This is a genomic window from Flavonifractor sp. HCP28S3_F3 (assembly GCF_052065355.1).
Taxonomy (GTDB): Bacteria; Bacillota; Clostridia; order Oscillospirales; family Oscillospiraceae; genus Flavonifractor.
In genome coordinates, this window is record NZ_JBQHUF010000006.1 from 89004 (window position 1) to 106837 (window position 17834).

Genomic DNA, 17834 nt, shown 5'->3' on the forward strand with positions numbered 1-17834 from the left:
CCCAAGGAGGGAACCCATGGAAGGAAAACAGTTTCATTTTCGCACGTTGGCCGTGGCCGGCCTGCTGGCTCTGCTGCTGCTGGTCTTTGCCGGCGCACTCTATCAATTGCAGATCATCAAGGTAGACGAGTACCGGGCCGCCTCCACGGTGAAGATCGCCAATACGGAGACGGTGGAAGCCGCCCGAGGCGAGATCGTGGACCGGTACGGCCGTACCCTGGTGAGCAACCGGGCTACCTATGAGATCACCCTCAATACCTCCATCATGGGCAAGGAGGAAGAACGCAACGCCATTCTTCTGGAGCTGATCCACATCTGCCAGGACAACGGCATTACCTGGACGGATACCCTGCCCATCTCCAAGGATGCCCCCTTCACCTACACCAGCGGCAGCCCTCTGGTGTATACCGACAGTGAGGGAAAGCTGCAGTTCAACTACCTGGGCGCCCTGCTGGCCGCCCTGCCTCTGGGCAAGGACAACCTGTCCGACCGCTGGAGTCAGGAGGACCTGAATGCCGCCTCCTCCCTGGAGGATCTTGGAGAGGGCCTGACGGCGGAGGAGGTCATTACCGGCCTGCGCAAATATTTCCTCATTGACGAGTCCCTGTCTGACGCCGACGCCCGGGCGCTCATCGGCGTACTGTACGAGGTGAATCTCCGCAGCAAGGACATCCGCAAGACGGAGTATATCTTCGCCCAGGATGTGAATATCGACGCCATCACCGCCATCAAGGAGCGCAGCCTCACCGGCGTGACGGTGCGTTCCACCACGGTGCGCCAGTACAACACCACCAGCGCTGCCCACCTGCTGGGCCGGGTGGCCGCCATCCAGAGCGAGAACTGGGATCAGTACAAGGACAAGGGCTATAATATGAACGACACCGTGGGCATCGGCGGCGTGGAGGCCGCCTTTGAGGACTACCTGCGGGGCGAGTCGGGCACCCTGGTCCAGGAGCTGTCCACCAGCGGCAAGGTGGTCAGTGAGTACTGGAAGACAGACACCCAGACAGGGGAGTCCCTGGAGCCCGAGCCCGGCGACAACGTGATGCTCACCCTGGACCTGCGCCTCCAGGAGAAGGTAGAGGAGATTTTGGCCGAGACCATCGAGACCATCGACTCTGCCGACACCCAGGGCGGCGCGGTGGTGGTGCAGAGCGTCAATGACGGCGGCATCCTGGCCATGGCATCTTATCCCACCTTCGACCTGTCCACTGTGTACAGCAGTACGGAAAATTACCAGCAGGTGGCTGACAATCCCCTGAAGCCCTTCAACAACCGGGCCACCAAAGGCACCTATCCCCCCGGCTCCACCTTCAAGCCTCTGGTGGCTATCGCGGCCCTGGAGGAGGGAGTGGTCACTCCCACGGAAAAGATCCGGGATACCGGATATTTCCAGCTGCCTGAGGAGGAGCACTACCCCTACGGCGACTGGCATCCCCAGTGCTGGTACTATCGTCAGTACCGCCAGACCCACGGCCTGGAGAACCTGGCCGACGCCCTGCGGGACTCCTGCAACATCTACTTCTTCACCATCGGCCACCGGCTGGGCATCGACCGGGTGGTGGAGTATGCCGAAGCCTTCGGCCTGGGCCAGACCACCGGCCTGGAGCTGGGAGAGGAGAAGGGCTGGGTAGCCGGGCCGGAGACCAGCGAGGCCCTGGGTATGGAGTGGTACGGCGGCAACCTGCTCAACGCCGTCATCGGCCAGGACAACAACATGGTTACCCCCATCCAGCTCACCAACTACATCTCCACCCTGGTAAACGGGGGCAAGCACTATTCCACCCACCTGCTCAAGACCGTCAAATCCAGCGATTACTCCTCCACCGTCTATGAGTACGAGCCTGAACTGCTCAATACCCTGGACCTGGACCCGGAGAATGTGGAGGCGGTAAAGAAGGGCATGTGGGAGGTGGCCAACGACCCCAAGAGCAGCTCCTCCGTCTACTTCAAGGACCTGCCGGTGGAGGTGGGCGCCAAGACCGGCTCGGCTCAGGTGGCCTCCAACGTGGAAGCCAACGCCCTGTTTGTCTGCTTTGCCCCTTACGACGACCCCCAGATCGCCATTTGCATGGTGGTAGAGCGGGGCGCCTCGGGCAGTAAGCTGGCTCAGGCCACCGCGGAGATCGCCAATTACTATTTCAGTGCGGAGCACACCATGGAAACGGTGGGGACCGAGAATACCCTGCTCCGCTGAAGGGAGTTTTCCACTTGCTGGATGCACAGACCTTTGACAGCCGGGATGTCCGGTATAAGCAGCCCTACGGCGCCGTGCCGTCCGGCACCCGGGTGAATTTAGCCCTGCGGCCCCTGCGGACCGGGGGATTTTCGGAGGGCATGCTCATTGCCTATTTTGAAAGCAGCAATGAGGAGCGGCTGGAGCTGCCCATGGAGTGGAAGGGCATGGACGGCGACCGGGATGTGTTCGGCGTGGTGCTGGACACCGGGGACTATGTGGGCCTGGTGTGGTACTCCTTCCGCCTCATGGGCCTGGACGGCCGCCAGGAGGAGCTGGGTCCCTATCAGCTCACCGTATACGACGGGTCCGACCAGGTGCCCGGCTGGTTTGGACAGGGCATGACCTATCAGATCTTTCCCGACCGCTTCCGCCGCTCCTCCATTCCCGACCCCGCCGGTATGGTGGGAGGGCGCACCGTTCACCGGGACTGGGGCGATCTGCCCGAATACCGCCCGGACGCCAAGGGCGAGGTGCGTAACCGGGACTTCTTCGGCGGCGATTTCCGGGGCGTGCTGGAAAAGCTGCCCTACCTCCAGGACCTGGGGGTAGAGACCATCTATTTCTGCCCGGTGTTTGAGGCCCCGGAGAACCACCGCTACGGCACCGGCGACTATGAGAAGATCGACCCCATGCTGGGTACTGAGGAGGACTTCAAGGTCCTGTGCGAGGCCGCCCACCGGCTGGGGATGAAGGTGATGCTGGACGGCGTGTTCAATCACCAGGGCTTCGTCAGCCGCTACTTCAATGGCGACGGCTTCTATCCCGAACCGGGCGCCTGCCAGTCCCAGGACAGCCCCTACTATAAGTGGTACAACTTCTCCCACTGGCCGGACAAGTATGACTCCTGGTGGGGGATCTACTCTCTGCCCGCTGTCAACGAGTCCGAGCCCAGCTACCGGGAGTATATCTTCGGCGGGGAGAACAGCATCGTCCGCCGCTGGCTGCGGGCGGGGGCGGACGCCTGGCGGCTGGATGTGGCCGATGAGCTGCCTGACGACTTCGTCCACGGTATCCACCAGGCCGCCCGGGAGACCGACCCCAACGCCACCATCATCGGTGAGGTGTGGGAGGACGGCTCCACCAAGATCGCCTACGGCGTCCGCCGCAAGCACATTCTGGGCGGCCACTGCGACGGGCTGATGAACTACCCCTTCCGCAATTCCCTGCTGGCCTACCTGATGGGCGGGGACGCCGTCCACTTCCGAGAGGCCATGGAGACCATCCGGGAGAACTATCCGCCCTTCGCCTGGCGCACCGCCATGAACTTCCTGGGCACCCACGACACCCCCCGCATCCTTACCCTGCTGGGCTACGGCGGGGACGGCCAGGACCATGACAAGGACTGGCGGGCGTCCTACCGCATGACCGAGAGCCAGTACCTGCTGGGCCGCACCAAGCTGATGCTGGGCGCCCTGGTGCTCTTTGCCTTCCCCGGCTCCCCCACGGTATATTACGGGGACGAGGTGGGTATGGAGGGGTTCGAGGACCCCTTCAACCGCCGCACCTATCCCTGGGGAAACGAGGACCAGACCCTGCTGGACTGGTACACCGCCCTGGGAAAAGCCCGAAAGGAGCTGCCCGCCCTGCGGCGGGGCGACCTGCGCTGGGGCCAGACCCAGGGCAGGCTGCTCACCTTCTTCCGCCAGGGAGAGGGAAGCCAGGTGCTGGCCGCCGTCAACGCCGGGAGAAAGGCGGCGGCGGTGGAGGTGCCCTGGCCCGCTGTGGACTGGATGACCGGCAAGATTATTGCCCCCGGACGGCGGCTGCTGCCGCCTCTCAGCGGGTGGCTGCTGACCCCCCGGCAGAGCTGAACAGAACAAAAAAAGGAGACGGCGTAAGCCGTCTCCTTTTTTGCTGTCAGTCCGCAGCGGTGGGCAGGGGGATCTCAAACTCCTGCATGCCCATATAGCCCGGGGCAATCTCGTATTTCTCAAAGACCACCACGGCGTTGCCCGCCTGGTTGAGGTAGAAGGTCTGATCCTCGTCGATGGACTCGAATCCGCCCTCGCCCGGCTCAAAGTAAATGTTGTCCGGGTCCTGAGACCGCTGGGCAATGCCCTCCCGTACCGCCTCGTTGGCCAGCTCCATATAGTCGGGGCCCAGCACATCCTTCAGGGTCAGCTTCTTGCCGGCCTGCAGGTCGATGTTGTAGGCGTAATACTCGCTGTAGGCGCTGGCCAGAATCTCGGTCTTGGTGATGATGAAGGAGAGATACTGGTCGTTCTGGCACTTGATCTCATAGTCCACGCTGATGATAATAGGCATGAACTCGTCCGGGTCGCCGCCGGTGGCCACGAAAGCCGCCTTGGTCTCCCGGGCCCGGTCCTCCGCCTCCTGGAGCACCTGGTCGATGCGGGTCTGGATCTCCGTGTTGATCCGCTGCTCCAGGTCGGTGTCTCCCTCCATGTCCAGGGCGGGCAGGCGCACGTCAATGAGGTGTTCCCGGTCCTCCACGGTGTACTCCTCTACGGTGAACACCCGGGCCAGGCTCCCCAGCACCGGCACGTTGGACACCGCCTGAGCAAAGGTGGGGCTGGCGTTGACCAGCAGCACGAAGCAGGCACAGCTGGCCACGGCGGCAGTCAGACCCCGGTGGACGGCCCGGCGGCGGCTCCGCCGCCGGTTGCCGGCGCGTACCGCGCTGGCGACCGCGAACTCCAGCTCATCCGGAACAGGGATCTGCTCATAGGCGGAGCGTGCCTCTTTCCAAGGATCATTCATAAAGATACTCCTCTCCTGTCAGCTCCCGCAGCTTGCGCAGGCTCTTGTACAGCCGGGATTTGACGGTGTTCAGGTTGGTTTCGGTGACCTGGGCGATCTCCTCCAGCTTCATGTCCTGGAAGAAACGCAGCCGGATGACGGTCTGTTCCCGCTGATCCAGCCGGTCGATGGCGGCGTACAGGTCCAGCCGGGCGGCGTGGTCTTTCTGGGGCGCGGGTGTGTCCGGCGGGGAATCCTCCAGAGAGACCAACCGCCGGTTCTGCCGGTAATAGTTCATGCTCTCGTTGAGCAAAATGCGGTAGAACCAGGTTTTGAGGAAAGCCGGGTTGCGAAGCGAGTCCGACTTGGATAGGGCGCGGACGATGCTCTCCTGTACCACATCCAGGGCGGCGTCCCGATTTTTGACATAGCTGTACGCCAGGCGGTAAAAATCCTCCTGGTGGGCTACGATATAATCGGTAAGCTGCTGATGGGTGGTCTGATCCAAGTGAGGAGCGCTCCTTCCTGGTTCTGATTCTTAGACGGCTGAGAGAGGCAAAAAGTTGATGGGGAGAAGAAACCGGCGGGACCTTGCAGGGTCCCGCCGGAAGATTACTTGCTCAGACCGTCCAGAGCGGACTGGGCCTTGTCGGCATCGGCGGCCACAACCAGCACCACCGTGTTGCCGGACTGGGTGAGGATGGCGTTGTCCAGCTTGCTCACCTCGTCGGGCTGGTAGCTCTCCAGGGCCGCCTTCTGGTCGGCCACCCGGGCCTCCAGCCCCTCCATGGCGGCCTTGGCGGAATCGGCGTCAGCCATGGTAAGTACGGCGATCTCCTCCGCTCCGGCGGACAGGGAGGTGTAGCAGGCGTAATCGGTGATCGTGTCGGCTTCCACCCCGTAGAGGGCGGCCACCGTATCCTTTTCGGTGGTCTCCAGAGTGTCGGTAAAGGCGCCGCTGTCCAGCAGAGCCTGGGCGGTGGCGGCGGGGTCATAGCCGGCGCTGCCGCTGTCCTTGCTGCCGCAGGCGGTGAGGGTCAGGCAGAGAACCAGTGCGGCGGGTACCAGTCGGGTCAGAATGTGCTTTATCATGATGCGTTTGCTCCTTCCGCGGCGGCGATCCCGGCTTCATACACCTCGGGCTCTACGGTGTGTTCCATCAGGAAGGCCAGCCATTTTTGATACCAGGCTTTTGTAAAGTGGACTCCGTCCACCGTGGCGTCGGCGGGCAGGATGCCATTTTCATCGGTGAGGGCGTCGGCTACGTCCAGCAGGATCACGTGCTCTTCCACAGCCAGCTGGGGGAAGATGGCGTTGTAGGCCGCTACCCGGTCGTTGTTCACATAGGAGGGCTGCTTGTTGGCGGCGCACTTCTCGGCGTTCACCGGCACCAGATTTTCCAGGTAGATCACGGCGTCAGGCTGGAGCTGGCGCACCTTCTCCAGGAACGAGGCAAAGGTATTGTGGAAGGCGTCGTCGTTGTAATACCCCAGCTCATTGATGCCCAGGGAGATGTAGATCTTCTTGTACTGCTTGCCCCGTGCCAGGGCATCCACCACAGTGTATTTACCGCCGTCCAGCTCGATGACTTCTTTGCTGTCCATCTCGAAAATGGTCAGGCCCTTGTAGCAGTAGAAGTCGGCGCCCTTGATGCCGCTGTACAGCCGCAGGCCGTCGGTGCGGGAGTCGCCGATGAACAGCGCGTCGGAGAAATAGTCCATCTCCACCGCCTCGCTGGCGGGGGCGGGCTGGGTAAAGTCAAAGGCCTCGGGGGTGGGCTCCGGTGTGGGAGTGGGTGTGGGTGTAGGAGTAGGGGTGGGCTCCGGCGTGGAGCTCTCCACGACAGGAGGCGCCGACTTGGCGGCTGCCGATTGGGATTCTTCCGGAGACTGGCCCAGGGAGGGAATGATAATCAGACCCAGGCACACCACCACAGCGGCGGCGATCAGGGGAAGGAGAGGCGGCCGCCGCTTCCTGCGGCTGTGCCGGACCCGTTTAGGCTGATAGGAGTAAGAGGACAAGGGTAAGACACCTCATTTTCTGTAATTCTATAAAATGGCGGCCGGATCCAGGATCAGTTCCTCCAGCCGGGAGAAGTCTGCCGCCTCCCACCTGGGGGTCCAGGGCGTGGTGTTGGGCAGATGCTTGGGGTTGTACCATACAGTAGACAGGCCGCAGTCCAGAGCGCCCCGGATGTCGGTGGACAGATTGTCGCCCACCACCAGTACCCGGTCCCGGGAGGGATCGCCCAGCCGGTGGAGCACCGGCTCAAAAAAGTCGGGAGAGGGCTTGGAGGCCCCGATCTCCTCCGAAATAAAGAGATAGGGGATCACACCGGCCAGCGGCGAGCGGGCAAAACGGCCCTTCTGGGCGCGGGCCACTCCGTTGGTAATGATGGCAAGGGTGCAGTGGGGCGCCAGATGGCGGCACAGTTCCTCCGCTCCCGGCAGCAGGAAGGCGCCCTGAGCCAGGTGGTCTAAGTAATCCCGGTTGAACTCCACTGGGTCGTCGTCCCGGCCCATGGCCCGGGAAAAGGCTGCAAAGCGCTCCACCACCAGCCAGGACTGCTTGACCTCTCCCCGGTCCAGCCGGGCCCACAGCTCCCGGTTGATGGACAGATAGAGGTCCCGGGTCTGGTCGTTGAAGGGATAGCCTCTGGCCTCCAGCACGGCCCGCAGGGCCTCATGCTCGGCCTTGTCGAAGTCGAACAGGGTGTTGTCCGCGTCAAACAGAATAAAATCAAAGTTTGCCATGCTTTCCCTCCAGACGTGTCCGGCGCTTATCCTGAGAGACGATGAACAGCCGCATCAGGGAGGATACCATCAGCACCCCGGTGGCCAGAGCGCCTGCCAGGCCCAGGGTGTGGAGCAGAGAGGAGAGGAAGAGAGAGGTCTCTCCGCTCATAGCGTGCTCCATGGTGTAATAGATGCCGCCGCCGGGCACCAGGGGGAAGAGCGCCACCAGCAAATAGCTGGTCACCGGGCACTTCCGCAGCCGGGCCATCAGCTCCGACCAGGCGGAGATGGCCAGGGCGGCGAAAAAGGACTGGATGATATCGCTGTGGACCAGCGGGGCGGTGAGCAGGTAGCACAGCCAGCCAAGGGCTCCGCCGCCGGCGCAGATCAGCATGCCCACCCCGTGGATGTTGAACAGCAGGGAGAAGCCGATGCAGGCCAGGAAGGCCCACAGGCACGGGAGGTAATAAGTCAGCTCGCTCATGTCAACCTCCCATAAACATCCGGGTCAGACCCAGGGACAGGGCGGTGCCCAGGGCGATGGCCGCTCCGATGAGCAGGGCCTCCGCCGCCTTGCTGATGCCCGCCACCATGTCTCCGGCCATGATATCCCGCATGGCGTTGGTAAAGGCGATGCCGGGTACCAGCGCCATCAGGGCGCCGATGATGATGGCGTCCATGTTTGCACCCACGCCCAGACCTGTGAGGATCACCGCCGCCAGAGCGGAAGCGGCCCCGCCGGCCACGGTTTTGAAGAACAGGTTGGCGCCCAGCCGGGAGGTGAGGGTGAGGCACAGGCCGATGACCACCCCGCACAGCCCGCCGCACACTCCGTCCAGGGGCGTGCCGCCGTAAAACAGGGAGAACATGCCGCAGCCCAGGAAGTAGGCCAGCAGCTGGATCCACAGGGGATAGACCCGGTGGTTACGCTGGATGGCCTCCATCTGCTCCAGGGCCTGGTCAAAAGGCGGCGCCTGGCTGCACAGTTTGCGGCACAGGTCATTATATTGCTCCAGCAGGTAAATGTCCGTGCCGTGGGCGGGCATCCGGCGGATCTGGGTCAGCGGCTCCCCTTTGGGAGAGGTCAGGCTGATGATGATGCAGTTGGGGATGGCAAAGACCTCACCCTGCGCCACGCCGTAGGCCTGAAGCAGGCGGCGGATGGATTCCTCCACCCGGTAGATCTCCGCGCCGCTCTCCATCAGCCGGTAGCCCATTTCGCTGACCAGGCACAGCAGCTTGTTATAGTCCAGCTCCAAGCAGAGCACACCCTTTCCTGACCCATAAAACGGCCTCCTTTCTGCGGGCGGGTGTGGAGCTATCCCACAGACGGAAGGGCCGGTGAAAAAGTTGACGTAAAATCGGGAAAAATAAAAAAACAAAGAAAAAAAGACCGCCGCGCAGGGCGGCAGTCTTTGGACTGCTGTTACAGCACCTGCGGAGCGGACCTGAGGGCCCGCTCCGCGGTTATTATATCACACAAGTTCTTCAAATACGATACCAAAATCAGACTGTATTTTTCCCCCGCCATGCCAGCAAAAAGGCGGAGTTGACGATAACGGCCACCGACCCGGCGTTGTGAACCAGAGCGCCTACCACCGGATTGAGGATCCCGGTAATGGCCAGCACGATGGCGATGAAGTTCAGCGCCATGGAGAAGGTCAGATTGAGCTTGATGGTGGTCATCATCCGCCGGGCCAGGCCCAGCAGGTGGGGCAGCTCCCGGATGTCATCGCTGACCAGGGCGATGTTGGCGGCGTCCACGGCGATATCGCTGCCCACGCCACCCATAGCGATGCCCACCATGGCCGTTTTCAGAGCGGGCGCGTCATTTACCCCATCCCCTACCATGCACACCGGTACCCCATCTGCCTGGCTGCGGGCGATCCAGCCCAGCTTATCCTCCGGCAGGCAGCCCGCCTGCACCTGGGTAATGCCCAGCTGGGCGGCGATATGGCGGGCGGCGTTTTCGTGGTCACCGGTGAGAAGCACCGGCTCCACCCCTGCCCGGCGCACCCGCTTTACTGTGTCGGCGGCGTCCGTCCGCAGGGTATCTGCCAGGGCCAGCAGGCCCACCGCCTCCCCGCCGGCGGCCACAAAGATGACGGTGCAGCCCTCTTCCCGGCAAATTTGGGCGGCTTTCTCCGCCCCCGGCGGCAGGGAAATCCCCGCCTCTTCCAGCAGGGCGGCATTGCCCGCCAGCAGCACTTCGCCGGCTACCACGGCCTCCACGCCTCGACCGGGACGCATGGACCACTCCCCAGCCTCCGGGATTGGAAGCCCTTTCTCCTTGCAGCAGCGCACCACCGCCTTGCCCAGGGGGTGCTCCGAGCGGGCCTCTGCCGCGGCGGCAGAGGCAAAGAGCCGCTCCTCCGGCCAACTGGGATGAAGCGAAGTTACCTTGGTGACCTGGGGCACCCCCAGGGTGAGGGTGCCCGTCTTGTCAAAGGCCGCCCGGCCCACCAGAGCCAGCCGCTCCAGGGCGTCCCCTTCCCGCACCAGGAAGCCGTGGCGGGTGGCGTTGCCGATGGCCGCCATGATGGCGGTGGGAGTGGCCAGCACCAGGGCGCAGGGGCAGAAGACCACCAGAATGGTTACCGCCCGGATGATCTCCCCGGTGAACAGCCAGGTGAGGACGGCGGCGGACAGGGCAATGACCACGATCCAGGTGGCCCACCGGTCGGCGATCCCCACGATCTTGGCCTTGCCCGCGTCGGCGGACTGGACCAAGCGGATCATCCGCTGGATGGAGCTGTCCTCCCCCACCTTTTCCGCCACCATGTCAAAGGAGCCAAACTGGTTCACTGTGCCACTGGACACCGAGTCTCCGGGGCCCTTGTCTACCGGCAGGGACTCCCCGGTCATTACCGCCTGGTCGATGGCGGTCTGACCGGAGCGCACCACCCCGTCCACCGGCACCGTCTCCCCCGGCAGCACCCGCAGCAGGTCTCCTACCCGCACGTCCTGGGCGGGGATGATCTCCTCCCCCGCCGCAGTGATCCGCCGGGCAGTGCGGGGAGTAAGTTTCACCAGCTTCTCGATGCCTGCCCGGGCCTTGGCCACCGTCAGATCCTCCAGCAGGGCACCCAGCTGCATGATGAAAGCTACCTCTCCGGCGGCAAAGTCCTCCCCAATGTACACCGAGGCCACCAGGGCAATGGACACCAGCAGGTCGGCCTTGATGTCAAAGGCGGTGACCAGGCCGATAAAGGCCTCCAGCAGGATAGGTACCCCGCACAGCACGATGGCAATCCATGCCGGGTCAAAAGGCAGGGGTGCCAGCTCAAAGATGCTGGTCGCCAGGGCTAAGCCGGACACAATTAGAAAAAGGATGTCTCTTTTGATGCCGCCCCACTCCAGCAGGGCCTCCAGACGTGCCATACCATACGCCTCCTTATACCAATGGGGGTATGGGTATATTATACCCTGGGGGGTATACGGTGTCAAGAAAAAAGCGCCGCACACCTCTGGGGTGTGCGGCGCTGGGGTCACAGCAGGAACTTCTCCTCAAACTTTCCCACCGGTTTTTTGAACTGCTTGGTGAGCAGGCCCACACAGATAGCGGCGGCCACCGTGCCCTCCCGGACCCCTTCCAGGTGGCCCAGGCAGAGCAGGCCGGTGACAATGGAGATGCACACCAGGGTCACGTCGAAGGCCACCTTCACGTTGCCGAATTTCAGGGGTGTCACCTGGCAGATGGCCAGCACGATCCCCTCTCCCGCGGTGGTGATCAGCTTGGCCATTACCTCGATGCTCACCCCCAGGGCTACCAGCGTGATGCCGATGGCACAGAGAACCCATTGCTGAAGGTAGTTGGACCAGGAAATACCCCGGAGCACCCACTCTCCCACGTCGATCATCAGGCCGAACAGGATGGCGGCGGGGATCTGGAGCAGCTGGAACCACTGGTACCTCCTGCGCAGGATAACGATCTGAATCAGCACGAAGATACAGTTCATGATGATGGTGGTAGTGCCCACCGACAGCCCGGAAATACAGCTGGTCACATAAGGAACGCTGGAAATGGGCGAGGTGCCCAGGGCGCCTGCAATGGAAAAGGCCACACCGAAGGCCATGACGGCCAGGCCCACCGCCAGGCAGAGGCACCGGGCGGGAATGTGTTTGAGAGGAATCTTGGTATCGTGCAAGGAAAGGGCCTCCTTATCCAAACGGAGGGACAGGCGGATCAGGTCTGTTCAATTTGCATCGTCTGCATTTGTTCTTTGGAAATATTATGTTTTTTTCCGTATTCCGTCCAGTAGGCTGTGGACGCCTTCAGGAACAGGGATTTGGGCAGGGGCATAGTGGTGTGGAAGGAGGCGTATCGCCCCTCTTTCACAGACTTGGCAAACTTCTTGATGCTGCCCGCCGCCAGAAAGCGGAAGGGCGTGTCCAGGATGGCCTCCCCGCTGCCAATCTCCAGCACGGAGCCGAAGGGCCAGCCGTTCTGCTTGCAGAACAGCGCCATCATCTCCACCGCCGTGTGGTTCTGGGCGTACTCCAGAAAGCCGCAGTTGATGAGCACGGACACGGTAGGTTTTTGCTGAGGCGGTTCCGCCTCCAAAGCTTTGAGGAAATTCAGCAGGGTGACGGGCAGACCGTCGGCGTACAGCGGGAAGGCAAAGACCAGGTCGGTGTACGCTCCCACCTTGGCGCACAGCTCCCGGTGGTTGGTTTTTGTGATGTCGCAGTAGTCCGCTTTGCAGCAGTCCATAAACAGCCCGGCATACCGCTTGGAATTGGACTTGGGCGCCCGGGGGCTGCCGTTGAGGATCAGGATGCGTCCCATTTCGCCGCCTCCCTCCTCACTGCGGCCTCCAGCTCCTCCTCCGAAGAGAAGAGCACCTGGAAGTCCGTAAAATTCATGTTGCGGGCGTTGCGCTCCACCAGCCGCCGGAAGAGCTCCTGCTCCTCCGGGCCGCCGGCTCCATAGCCGATGATAACGGCCTGCTTGAGGGCCACTGCCCGCTGGACGTGATGGGTCTCCCCATCCACCAGCCGGATAAAGGCCTGCTGGACGGGGATGGCCCGCTCCAGCATGGTTTTCATCACCGTGTCGTAGCCGCCGTATTTGATCCGGCTGACGTAGATCACGCCGTCGCTCTGTGCAATCAGAGGATAGACCGTCACGGCGTCGTCCCGGATGACGCACCGGCCTGGCGTTTTGGTCCAGCAGCCGAAGCAGCCCACACAGTTGTGGATGTTCAGGCCGGAGAGATCGATCACCTTGATCTGATCGGGATCTTTGACGGTGAGGTCAAGGGGTCGGTCGCTGAGAATTAATTTCATGCAGTTGGGTTTGCTCCTTGTATTTGATGGTCAGGGCTGGTCTTTCTCCAGCAGCACTACGGATTCCACAGATGCCCCGCATTCATCAAATTGCGTGAGCACCTTTTGTTCAATGGGAAACTTGTACGCAATCGCCTTTACAAAGCGTTTCTGTGTCTTTTGTTCCTCACGCGGGAACAACTCAACCTCAGAAATCAGGTATTTCACAAGGTCGCGCCGTTCTGCTGCATTCATTCTATCATAGATTGCGTCAAAAGACGAGAGGATTCCTATCATAGATTGCACAGACATCTGATTGCTTTCCAGAGTTGCCTTTTTCATCATGCTTTCTTGCAGCAGATCCTCCGCCTTATAAATCTGGTCATAGAGGTCATTCAGGCGGCGGGTCATGTCTGCGCGGCGGCGCTCTGCATACTTATCATCCGGAGCAATGCGGTCAATATCCCGCTCCAAGCTGTCGCGGCTGCGCTGTAAAGCGGATAGCTGGTTTTTGTAGGCGGTAATGTCATTCTCGACCTCGGTCATGTCCACGGCGGTCATTACCTTTTCCTGCAAATCTTTGATAAACTGCGGATTGCGAACAATCTTCCGGGTGTACTCCATCACCTCGTCCTCAACCTGACTGGCTACCACGCCATTCCTGCGGCATACCGAAGTCCCCCGGTGTTTTGTCGCATAGGAGCAGACATAAGATTCTGTACGGCGCTCTGTACCGTCTTGATTTGTCCACTTGGTCATGCCGATGTACATGGGTGCGCCGCATTGCGGACATTTTACGATACCAGACAACAGATGTGCGTTATACTGACCGATGTTGTGATTGCCCTTTTTCCCACGGATGGCTTTGATCTCCTGCACTCGGTCAAAATCCTCTTTAGAAACAAACGCCTCATGGGAAATAACCTCACTCAAAATATACTCGTCCTGTTTCACAAGCCGATACTCATTATCTTTGCCGGGAACTTTCTCTGTGCGTCGTTTGCCCCATGCCACGCGCCCTGTATAAACCGGATTGCTAAGCATTCTCTTGATGTGGTCAGAACTCCACTCGCCATAGCTGGGGCGGATTGCATTCTTTGCCGGTGGGCGAGTATAACCGTTTCGATTGAGATAACCCGAAATTGCTGTGTATCCCATATTGCGGTTTAGGAACATATCAAAGGCCAACTGCACGACAGCCTTTTCTTCCGGAACAGTCTCCAATTTTCCTTTACTCTTGTCATCGCCCTTTACCAGACGATACCCATAGGGTGCAAAGCCACCGTTCCAGCCGCCGGATTTTGCTTTTTCCTCGCGCCCCAAAAGGCTCTGTGCAATGATGTTTTCGCGCTCCAACTCAGCTACCGCGCCAAGAATGGTAATCATCATTTTTCCCATAGAGGTCGAGGAATCAAGCCCATCTTCTACGCACATCAGGTGAACGCCGTATTTCATAATGAACTCAAGGGAGTTCAGCACATCCCGCGCGTTTCTGCCAAACCTCGATAATTTGAAAACCAGCACATAGTCCGTATGCACTTTTCCACTCTGAATGTCATCCAGCATCCGCTGGAACTCAGTCCGTCCCTCGATACTCTTGCCACTTTTGCCTTCTTCAACGTAGGTATCAAGAACGGTCATACCCCGACGCTCGGCGCATTCAGCCAGATAGTGTTTCTGCCCGTCCAGACTATACCCCTTTACCTGACGCTCACTGCTGACACGGATATAGATTACACACGATTTGCCCTCTTTCGTATTATACATAGATTTCCTCCTATTGCAGGACCGGGCGGTCATCGACCGCCCGGAATACTCTGCTCAGATTTTCTGATTTTCCTTTTCTGCGGCAGCATATTTAATCAGGATTTGTGCCAGAACATTGATAAAGTTCTGGTAGCAGTCCCTCTGCTCTGCTGTCATCTGAACCACGCTCTCCTTGGGAAAGCGAAGCTCGGTTCCATTGTTTGCAGTGTAGCTCTTGTAGTTTTCGTTTTCTACCATGTAATCACTCCATTTGACGTTATGTTCGTCAGCCGAATGAAGTGCCGCTCTTTCAATGGTAACTCAACAGTTACTATTATATGCTATTTCCAGTCTTGGGTCAATAGCTCCGGAGCAATTCTCTGGTAACTCCTGAATTGACATTTCTGCTTGCTCTCATGTATAATTACTTTGATAATTCCCGGAGGTGAAGTCAATGAGTATGGCTCAGGTTATCCGGGCTGCTATGAAGAAGCAAGGCGTAACTGTCAGTCAGCTTTCAAGGCAGCTTGGCTGCACAACCCAAAATATCAGCGGCAAAATGCGCCGTGACAATTTCAGGGAAAGCGAGTTGCAGGAAATAGCGGCGGCTATCGGCTGTCGGTTTGAGGGTCGTTTTATTTCAGAAGAAACAGGAAAGCCGGTTGAATAATATTCCTGTCTCATGGGTGGGTAAGCTGCTGCAACAGCTTACCCATTCAGCATTTCTGCGGCTTTTTTGATATTAGCGCTGGCATTGCCTTTGCGGAAGTTCTCCCCGTCGAAGCGGATCGGGACGCAGACTTCCAAGATGCGGTCAAAAATGCGGCGGTCATCCAGATCGGCAGCTTGCTTCATAACGGAAAGCGGAATATTGGTCGTGACGATCATGGGCTTGCCGGTCAGCAGCCGCTTGTCAACCACATCGAACACTCGCTCCTTGCCGAAACTGGTGTTGCGCTCTGCCCCCAAATCATCCAGAATGAGGAGGTCAGGGCGCATAAGGGATTTAATGTAACGGTCACGGTCAGCCCCGAAATTTCCCTGCATACGATTCACCACATCGGCCATTCCCACGAACAGCACAGACTCCATACGGTCAATGAGATCATTGGCAATGCAGCCAGCGGCATAGGACTTTCCTGTCCCGACATCCCCAAACAGCAGCAGGCCGATGCCGTCTTGCTTGAAGCTGTCCCAATTTTCTGCGTACTCTTTTGCCTTAGCAAGCTGGGGTGTAACGACGGCATGATCAAACTGCCATCCAGCAGCGGGAATATCGCGGAACGCTTCGGAGCGAAGAGTGGTAATTCGGGTCATGCGTTCAAAATCCCGGCGTTCAGCTTCTTCGCGATCTCGCTTTTCGGCAGCGCACTGACACATGACCGGGTGCTTATGGAAGCCCTGATTTTGTAGATCGGCGGGATAAAACGCTTCTTTTGGAGTGTGACATTTGCCGCAATATTTCAGCCCATCAGAGGGATCGATGTAATCATCAGGTGCGCTGTTCAGCGTTTCGGTCGTATCAATAATAGCGGATAGAATAGGGTTCATATTTTTCATAGACATTCTCCCTCGTTATAATCATCATATGTGTAGTTCTTAGCGGACTTTCCCCTGTTGTCCTCGTCAAGCCATTTTCGGATTGTTGCGTAGTGATTTGCATAGTGTCTGCCGTTGGATGCCATATATCGCGACAGGCGTTGGATGTACTCATCGTACTGATTGGGAAAATCAGCTTGCAGGGCAGAGATTTCACCATCCGAGAGAAAAACATTTTCAAACTCTCCATAACGGTGGCGTGTTCTCTCTGCTTTTTCTGTCTGGCTTTTATCTTTATATTCCTGTTCAGTATTACTTGTGGGCAATTCCTGCCCTATGCTGGGTGAAGAATCCTGCCCATCCATCGGGCAAATATTTCCCTCTGGGCGGGAAGAAAACTGCACCCCATCCGGGATTTGCAAGAATATACGATTTGCCTGATTCCAGCCTTGACGGACGCGGGTTATCAGCCCTGCGTTTTCCAGTTCCCGCAGAGCGGTCTTGACTGTCCTCTCGCTCCGATCAAGATCATTCGCCATCTGCTTGATCGTATAAATCACATACACATTTCCATTCTCAGACTCCCAACCGTTTTTCTGGGAAAGCATGGTGCGGTTCAAAAGCAGCCCGTATAACAGCTTGGCGTTGATGGAATACTCGCCTGTCAGCATGAAGCGCGGCAAGGGAATAAACGGTGGCAGCGCGGTATTGCGTTTGAAATAGATTTTCCATCACTTCCTCTCTGGTACAGCAGGATATTGTGCCTATGGCGGCTTGTCCGTCGGACCTCTTGGAAATGAAACGTCATGCTCAGCTTTTGCGCGTTTGGAGCGATAGTGCGGACACTCTATCAAGACCGTCCGGAAACTCTGCTTGCAGTCGTGGACGCATTTCCGGCAGAGGGCGTTAAAGGTGATGCGGCCACGGTCGTTGAGAAAGAACGACCATTCCAGCTTTCTTGATTTACTCATGCGCGGCATATTGTGACCCCCCTTACATTCATAATTCCTGTTTTTGCGATTCTTTCAAAAGCGACCATATTTCTTCCTGACGTGCTTTCAGCTCGGCAATATCGGCAGCATAGAATCGCCCGGTCTGATTGATGCGGCGGCAAATCTGATTGATGTTTGAGGCAACGCGGCTGACGGCAGCAGCCAGCTTTTTTTGCTCGATGTAATTGACCTTGATGATGTACCCGTCGATGAGCATCTTGCGGGCGTAAGCGCCGAAGTTGTGCGTTCCCAACTGGCGCATCTTATGTTGGATGAGATTTAGTTCCTGCTCATTCAGGCAGATTTCCTTGCGGATGGGCCGCGTGCGGTCTGGCATGATAAAACACTCCTTTCACTTTACAACGGACAGATTTTCTGCGAATGGGGGGGGTAACGCGAAAAATTTCTTTTTACTTTTTAACGGACTTTTTTCTCAAAAACTTGACACCCTCTTAAAAAATATGCGCCCCTGCTTTTGCGAAAGCGGGAGCGCGTTGTATCTGCGGATATGAAATTATGGAGAATAGCAAGCACATCCGGTGTCCGTACACACCGGAAAAATGAGCGTTTCAGCTTTGTAGCCGATACGCCCATATTGTTTTTGGGGAAAGCCCC

Annotated in this window: 20 protein-coding genes; 3 read left to right on the forward strand and 17 right to left on the reverse strand. The window is 58.9% G+C overall.

Features of this window, described 5'->3' with window-relative positions:
* Positions 1-16 precede the first annotated feature (16 nt).
* On the forward strand, positions 17-2197 hold the full coding sequence (locus ACTNB1_RS07675) for a penicillin-binding transpeptidase domain-containing protein (RefSeq protein WP_441168670.1): 2181 nt from the start codon (positions 17-19) through the stop codon (positions 2195-2197).
* Between the two features lie 14 nt (positions 2198-2211).
* Complete coding sequence (locus ACTNB1_RS07680) at positions 2212-4050, forward strand: glycoside hydrolase family 13 protein (protein ID WP_441168671.1); 1839 nt, start codon at positions 2212-2214, stop codon at positions 4048-4050.
* 46 nt (positions 4051-4096) lie between these two features.
* Here ACTNB1_RS07680 and ACTNB1_RS07685 read toward each other — a convergent pair whose 3' ends face one another.
* The 13 genes from ACTNB1_RS07685 to ACTNB1_RS07745 form a co-directional block, all read right to left on the reverse strand.
* Positions 4097-4960, reverse strand: a complete 864-nt coding sequence (locus ACTNB1_RS07685; RefSeq protein WP_441168672.1) for a DUF3298 domain-containing protein — start codon at positions 4958-4960, stop codon at positions 4097-4099.
* A complete protein-coding gene (locus tag ACTNB1_RS07690) occupies positions 4953-5447 on the reverse strand; it encodes a sigma-70 family RNA polymerase sigma factor (RefSeq protein ID WP_441168673.1) in 495 nt (164 codons plus the stop codon). The genes ACTNB1_RS07685 and ACTNB1_RS07690 overlap by 8 nt, the downstream gene beginning before the upstream one ends.
* Before the next feature lie 104 nt (positions 5448-5551).
* Positions 5552-6031 (reverse strand): DUF4358 domain-containing protein, encoded by a 480-nt coding sequence (locus ACTNB1_RS07695; protein ID WP_441168674.1) that lies wholly within the window; start codon positions 6029-6031, stop codon positions 5552-5554.
* The gene (locus ACTNB1_RS07700) at positions 6028-6960 is read right to left on the reverse strand and encodes a GDSL-type esterase/lipase family protein (RefSeq protein WP_441168675.1); all 933 of its coding nucleotides are present in this window, start codon (positions 6958-6960) and stop codon (positions 6028-6030) included. The genes ACTNB1_RS07695 and ACTNB1_RS07700 overlap by 4 nt, the downstream gene beginning before the upstream one ends.
* A gap of 27 nt (positions 6961-6987) precedes the next feature.
* Positions 6988-7692, reverse strand: coding sequence for a YjjG family noncanonical pyrimidine nucleotidase (locus tag ACTNB1_RS07705; protein ID WP_441168676.1), 705 nt, complete (start codon positions 7690-7692; stop codon positions 6988-6990).
* On the reverse strand, positions 7679-8158 hold the full coding sequence (locus ACTNB1_RS07710) for a threonine/serine exporter family protein (RefSeq protein ID WP_441168677.1): 480 nt from the start codon (positions 8156-8158) through the stop codon (positions 7679-7681). The genes ACTNB1_RS07705 and ACTNB1_RS07710 overlap by 14 nt, the downstream gene beginning before the upstream one ends.
* A gap of 1 nt (position 8159) precedes the next feature.
* Complete coding sequence (locus ACTNB1_RS07715) at positions 8160-8942, reverse strand: threonine/serine exporter family protein (protein WP_441168678.1); 783 nt, start codon at positions 8940-8942, stop codon at positions 8160-8162.
* A gap of 238 nt (positions 8943-9180) precedes the next feature.
* The gene (locus tag ACTNB1_RS07720) at positions 9181-11055 is read right to left on the reverse strand and encodes a heavy metal translocating P-type ATPase (protein ID WP_441168679.1); all 1875 of its coding nucleotides are present in this window, start codon (positions 11053-11055) and stop codon (positions 9181-9183) included.
* Positions 11056-11162: 107 nt separating this feature from the next.
* Positions 11163-11822 (reverse strand): YczE/YyaS/YitT family protein, encoded by a 660-nt coding sequence (locus ACTNB1_RS07725; protein WP_441168680.1) that lies wholly within the window; start codon positions 11820-11822, stop codon positions 11163-11165.
* Positions 11823-11860: 38 nt separating this feature from the next.
* Complete coding sequence (locus tag ACTNB1_RS07730; RefSeq protein ID WP_441168681.1) at positions 11861-12463, reverse strand: hypothetical protein; 603 nt, start codon at positions 12461-12463, stop codon at positions 11861-11863.
* Positions 12448-12963, reverse strand: a complete 516-nt coding sequence (locus ACTNB1_RS07735; RefSeq protein ID WP_441168682.1) for a flavodoxin family protein — start codon at positions 12961-12963, stop codon at positions 12448-12450. Before ACTNB1_RS07735 ends, ACTNB1_RS07730 begins: the two co-directional genes overlap by 16 nt.
* 30 nt (positions 12964-12993) lie before the next feature.
* Complete coding sequence (locus ACTNB1_RS07740) at positions 12994-14709, reverse strand: recombinase family protein (RefSeq protein WP_441168683.1); 1716 nt, start codon at positions 14707-14709, stop codon at positions 12994-12996.
* A gap of 54 nt (positions 14710-14763) precedes the next feature.
* Entirely contained in the window at positions 14764-14946 is a 183-nt protein-coding gene (locus ACTNB1_RS07745) for a hypothetical protein (RefSeq protein WP_118685717.1), read from the reverse strand.
* A 196-nt stretch (positions 14947-15142) separates the two neighbouring features.
* Here ACTNB1_RS07745 and ACTNB1_RS07750 point away from each other — a divergent pair, with 196 nt between their 5' ends.
* Positions 15143-15358, forward strand: a complete 216-nt coding sequence (locus ACTNB1_RS07750) for a helix-turn-helix domain-containing protein (protein ID WP_021899267.1) — start codon at positions 15143-15145, stop codon at positions 15356-15358.
* Positions 15359-15396: 38 nt separating this feature from the next.
* On the opposite strand, the gene ACTNB1_RS07755 is transcribed toward ACTNB1_RS07750, so the two are convergent.
* From ACTNB1_RS07755 to mobC, 4 genes are all read right to left on the reverse strand, one after another.
* Positions 15397-16248, reverse strand: a complete 852-nt coding sequence (locus tag ACTNB1_RS07755) for an ATP-binding protein (protein ID WP_320864354.1) — start codon at positions 16246-16248, stop codon at positions 15397-15399.
* Positions 16245-16898 carry a replication initiator protein A gene (locus tag ACTNB1_RS07760; protein WP_441168684.1) on the reverse strand — a complete coding sequence of 218 codons (654 nt, stop codon included), beginning with the start codon at positions 16896-16898 and terminating at the stop codon, positions 16245-16247. Before ACTNB1_RS07760 ends, ACTNB1_RS07755 begins: the two co-directional genes overlap by 4 nt.
* A gap of 93 nt (positions 16899-16991) precedes the next feature.
* Positions 16992-17207, reverse strand: a complete 216-nt coding sequence (locus tag ACTNB1_RS07765) for a hypothetical protein (protein WP_320864356.1) — start codon at positions 17205-17207, stop codon at positions 16992-16994.
* A gap of 19 nt (positions 17208-17226) precedes the next feature.
* Entirely contained in the window at positions 17227-17556 is a 330-nt protein-coding gene (mobC, locus tag ACTNB1_RS07770; protein WP_320864357.1) for a plasmid mobilization relaxosome protein MobC, read from the reverse strand.
* Positions 17557-17834: the final 278 nt, after the last annotated feature.

What these genes read in the sequence shown, in the direction of transcription:
- ACTNB1_RS07675 (WP_441168670.1), top strand. Translation starts at nt 17, where the DNA reads ATGGAAGGAAAACAGTTTCATTTTCGCACGTTGGCCGTGGCCGGCCTG.
- ACTNB1_RS07685 (WP_441168672.1), bottom strand. Translation starts at nt 4,960, where the DNA reads ATGAATGATCCTTGGAAAGAGGCACGCTCCGCCTATGAGCAGATCCCT.
- ACTNB1_RS07695 (WP_441168674.1), bottom strand. Translation starts at nt 6,031, where the DNA reads ATGATAAAGCACATTCTGACCCGACTGGTACCCGCCGCACTGGTTCTC.
- ACTNB1_RS07705 (WP_441168676.1), bottom strand. Translation starts at nt 7,692, where the DNA reads ATGGCAAACTTTGATTTTATTCTGTTTGACGCGGACAACACCCTGTTC.
- ACTNB1_RS07710 (WP_441168677.1), bottom strand. Translation starts at nt 8,158, where the DNA reads ATGAGCGAGCTGACTTATTACCTCCCGTGCCTGTGGGCCTTCCTGGCC.
- ACTNB1_RS07720 (WP_441168679.1), bottom strand. Translation starts at nt 11,055, where the DNA reads ATGGCACGTCTGGAGGCCCTGCTGGAGTGGGGCGGCATCAAAAGAGAC.
- ACTNB1_RS07730 (WP_441168681.1), bottom strand. Translation starts at nt 12,463, where the DNA reads ATGGGACGCATCCTGATCCTCAACGGCAGCCCCCGGGCGCCCAAGTCC.
- ACTNB1_RS07735 (WP_441168682.1), bottom strand. Translation starts at nt 12,963, where the DNA reads ATGAAATTAATTCTCAGCGACCGACCCCTTGACCTCACCGTCAAAGAT.
- ACTNB1_RS07740 (WP_441168683.1), bottom strand. Translation starts at nt 14,709, where the DNA reads ATGTATAATACGAAAGAGGGCAAATCGTGTGTAATCTATATCCGTGTC.
- ACTNB1_RS07745 (WP_118685717.1), bottom strand. Translation starts at nt 14,946, where the DNA reads ATGGTAGAAAACGAAAACTACAAGAGCTACACTGCAAACAATGGAACC.
- ACTNB1_RS07750 (WP_021899267.1), top strand. Translation starts at nt 15,143, where the DNA reads ATGAGTATGGCTCAGGTTATCCGGGCTGCTATGAAGAAGCAAGGCGTA.
- ACTNB1_RS07755 (WP_320864354.1), bottom strand. Translation starts at nt 16,248, where the DNA reads ATGAAAAATATGAACCCTATTCTATCCGCTATTATTGATACGACCGAA.
- ACTNB1_RS07760 (WP_441168684.1), bottom strand. Translation starts at nt 16,898, where the DNA reads ATGCTGACAGGCGAGTATTCCATCAACGCCAAGCTGTTATACGGGCTG.
- ACTNB1_RS07765 (WP_320864356.1), bottom strand. Translation starts at nt 17,207, where the DNA reads ATGCCGCGCATGAGTAAATCAAGAAAGCTGGAATGGTCGTTCTTTCTC.
- mobC (WP_320864357.1), bottom strand. Translation starts at nt 17,556, where the DNA reads ATGCCAGACCGCACGCGGCCCATCCGCAAGGAAATCTGCCTGAATGAG.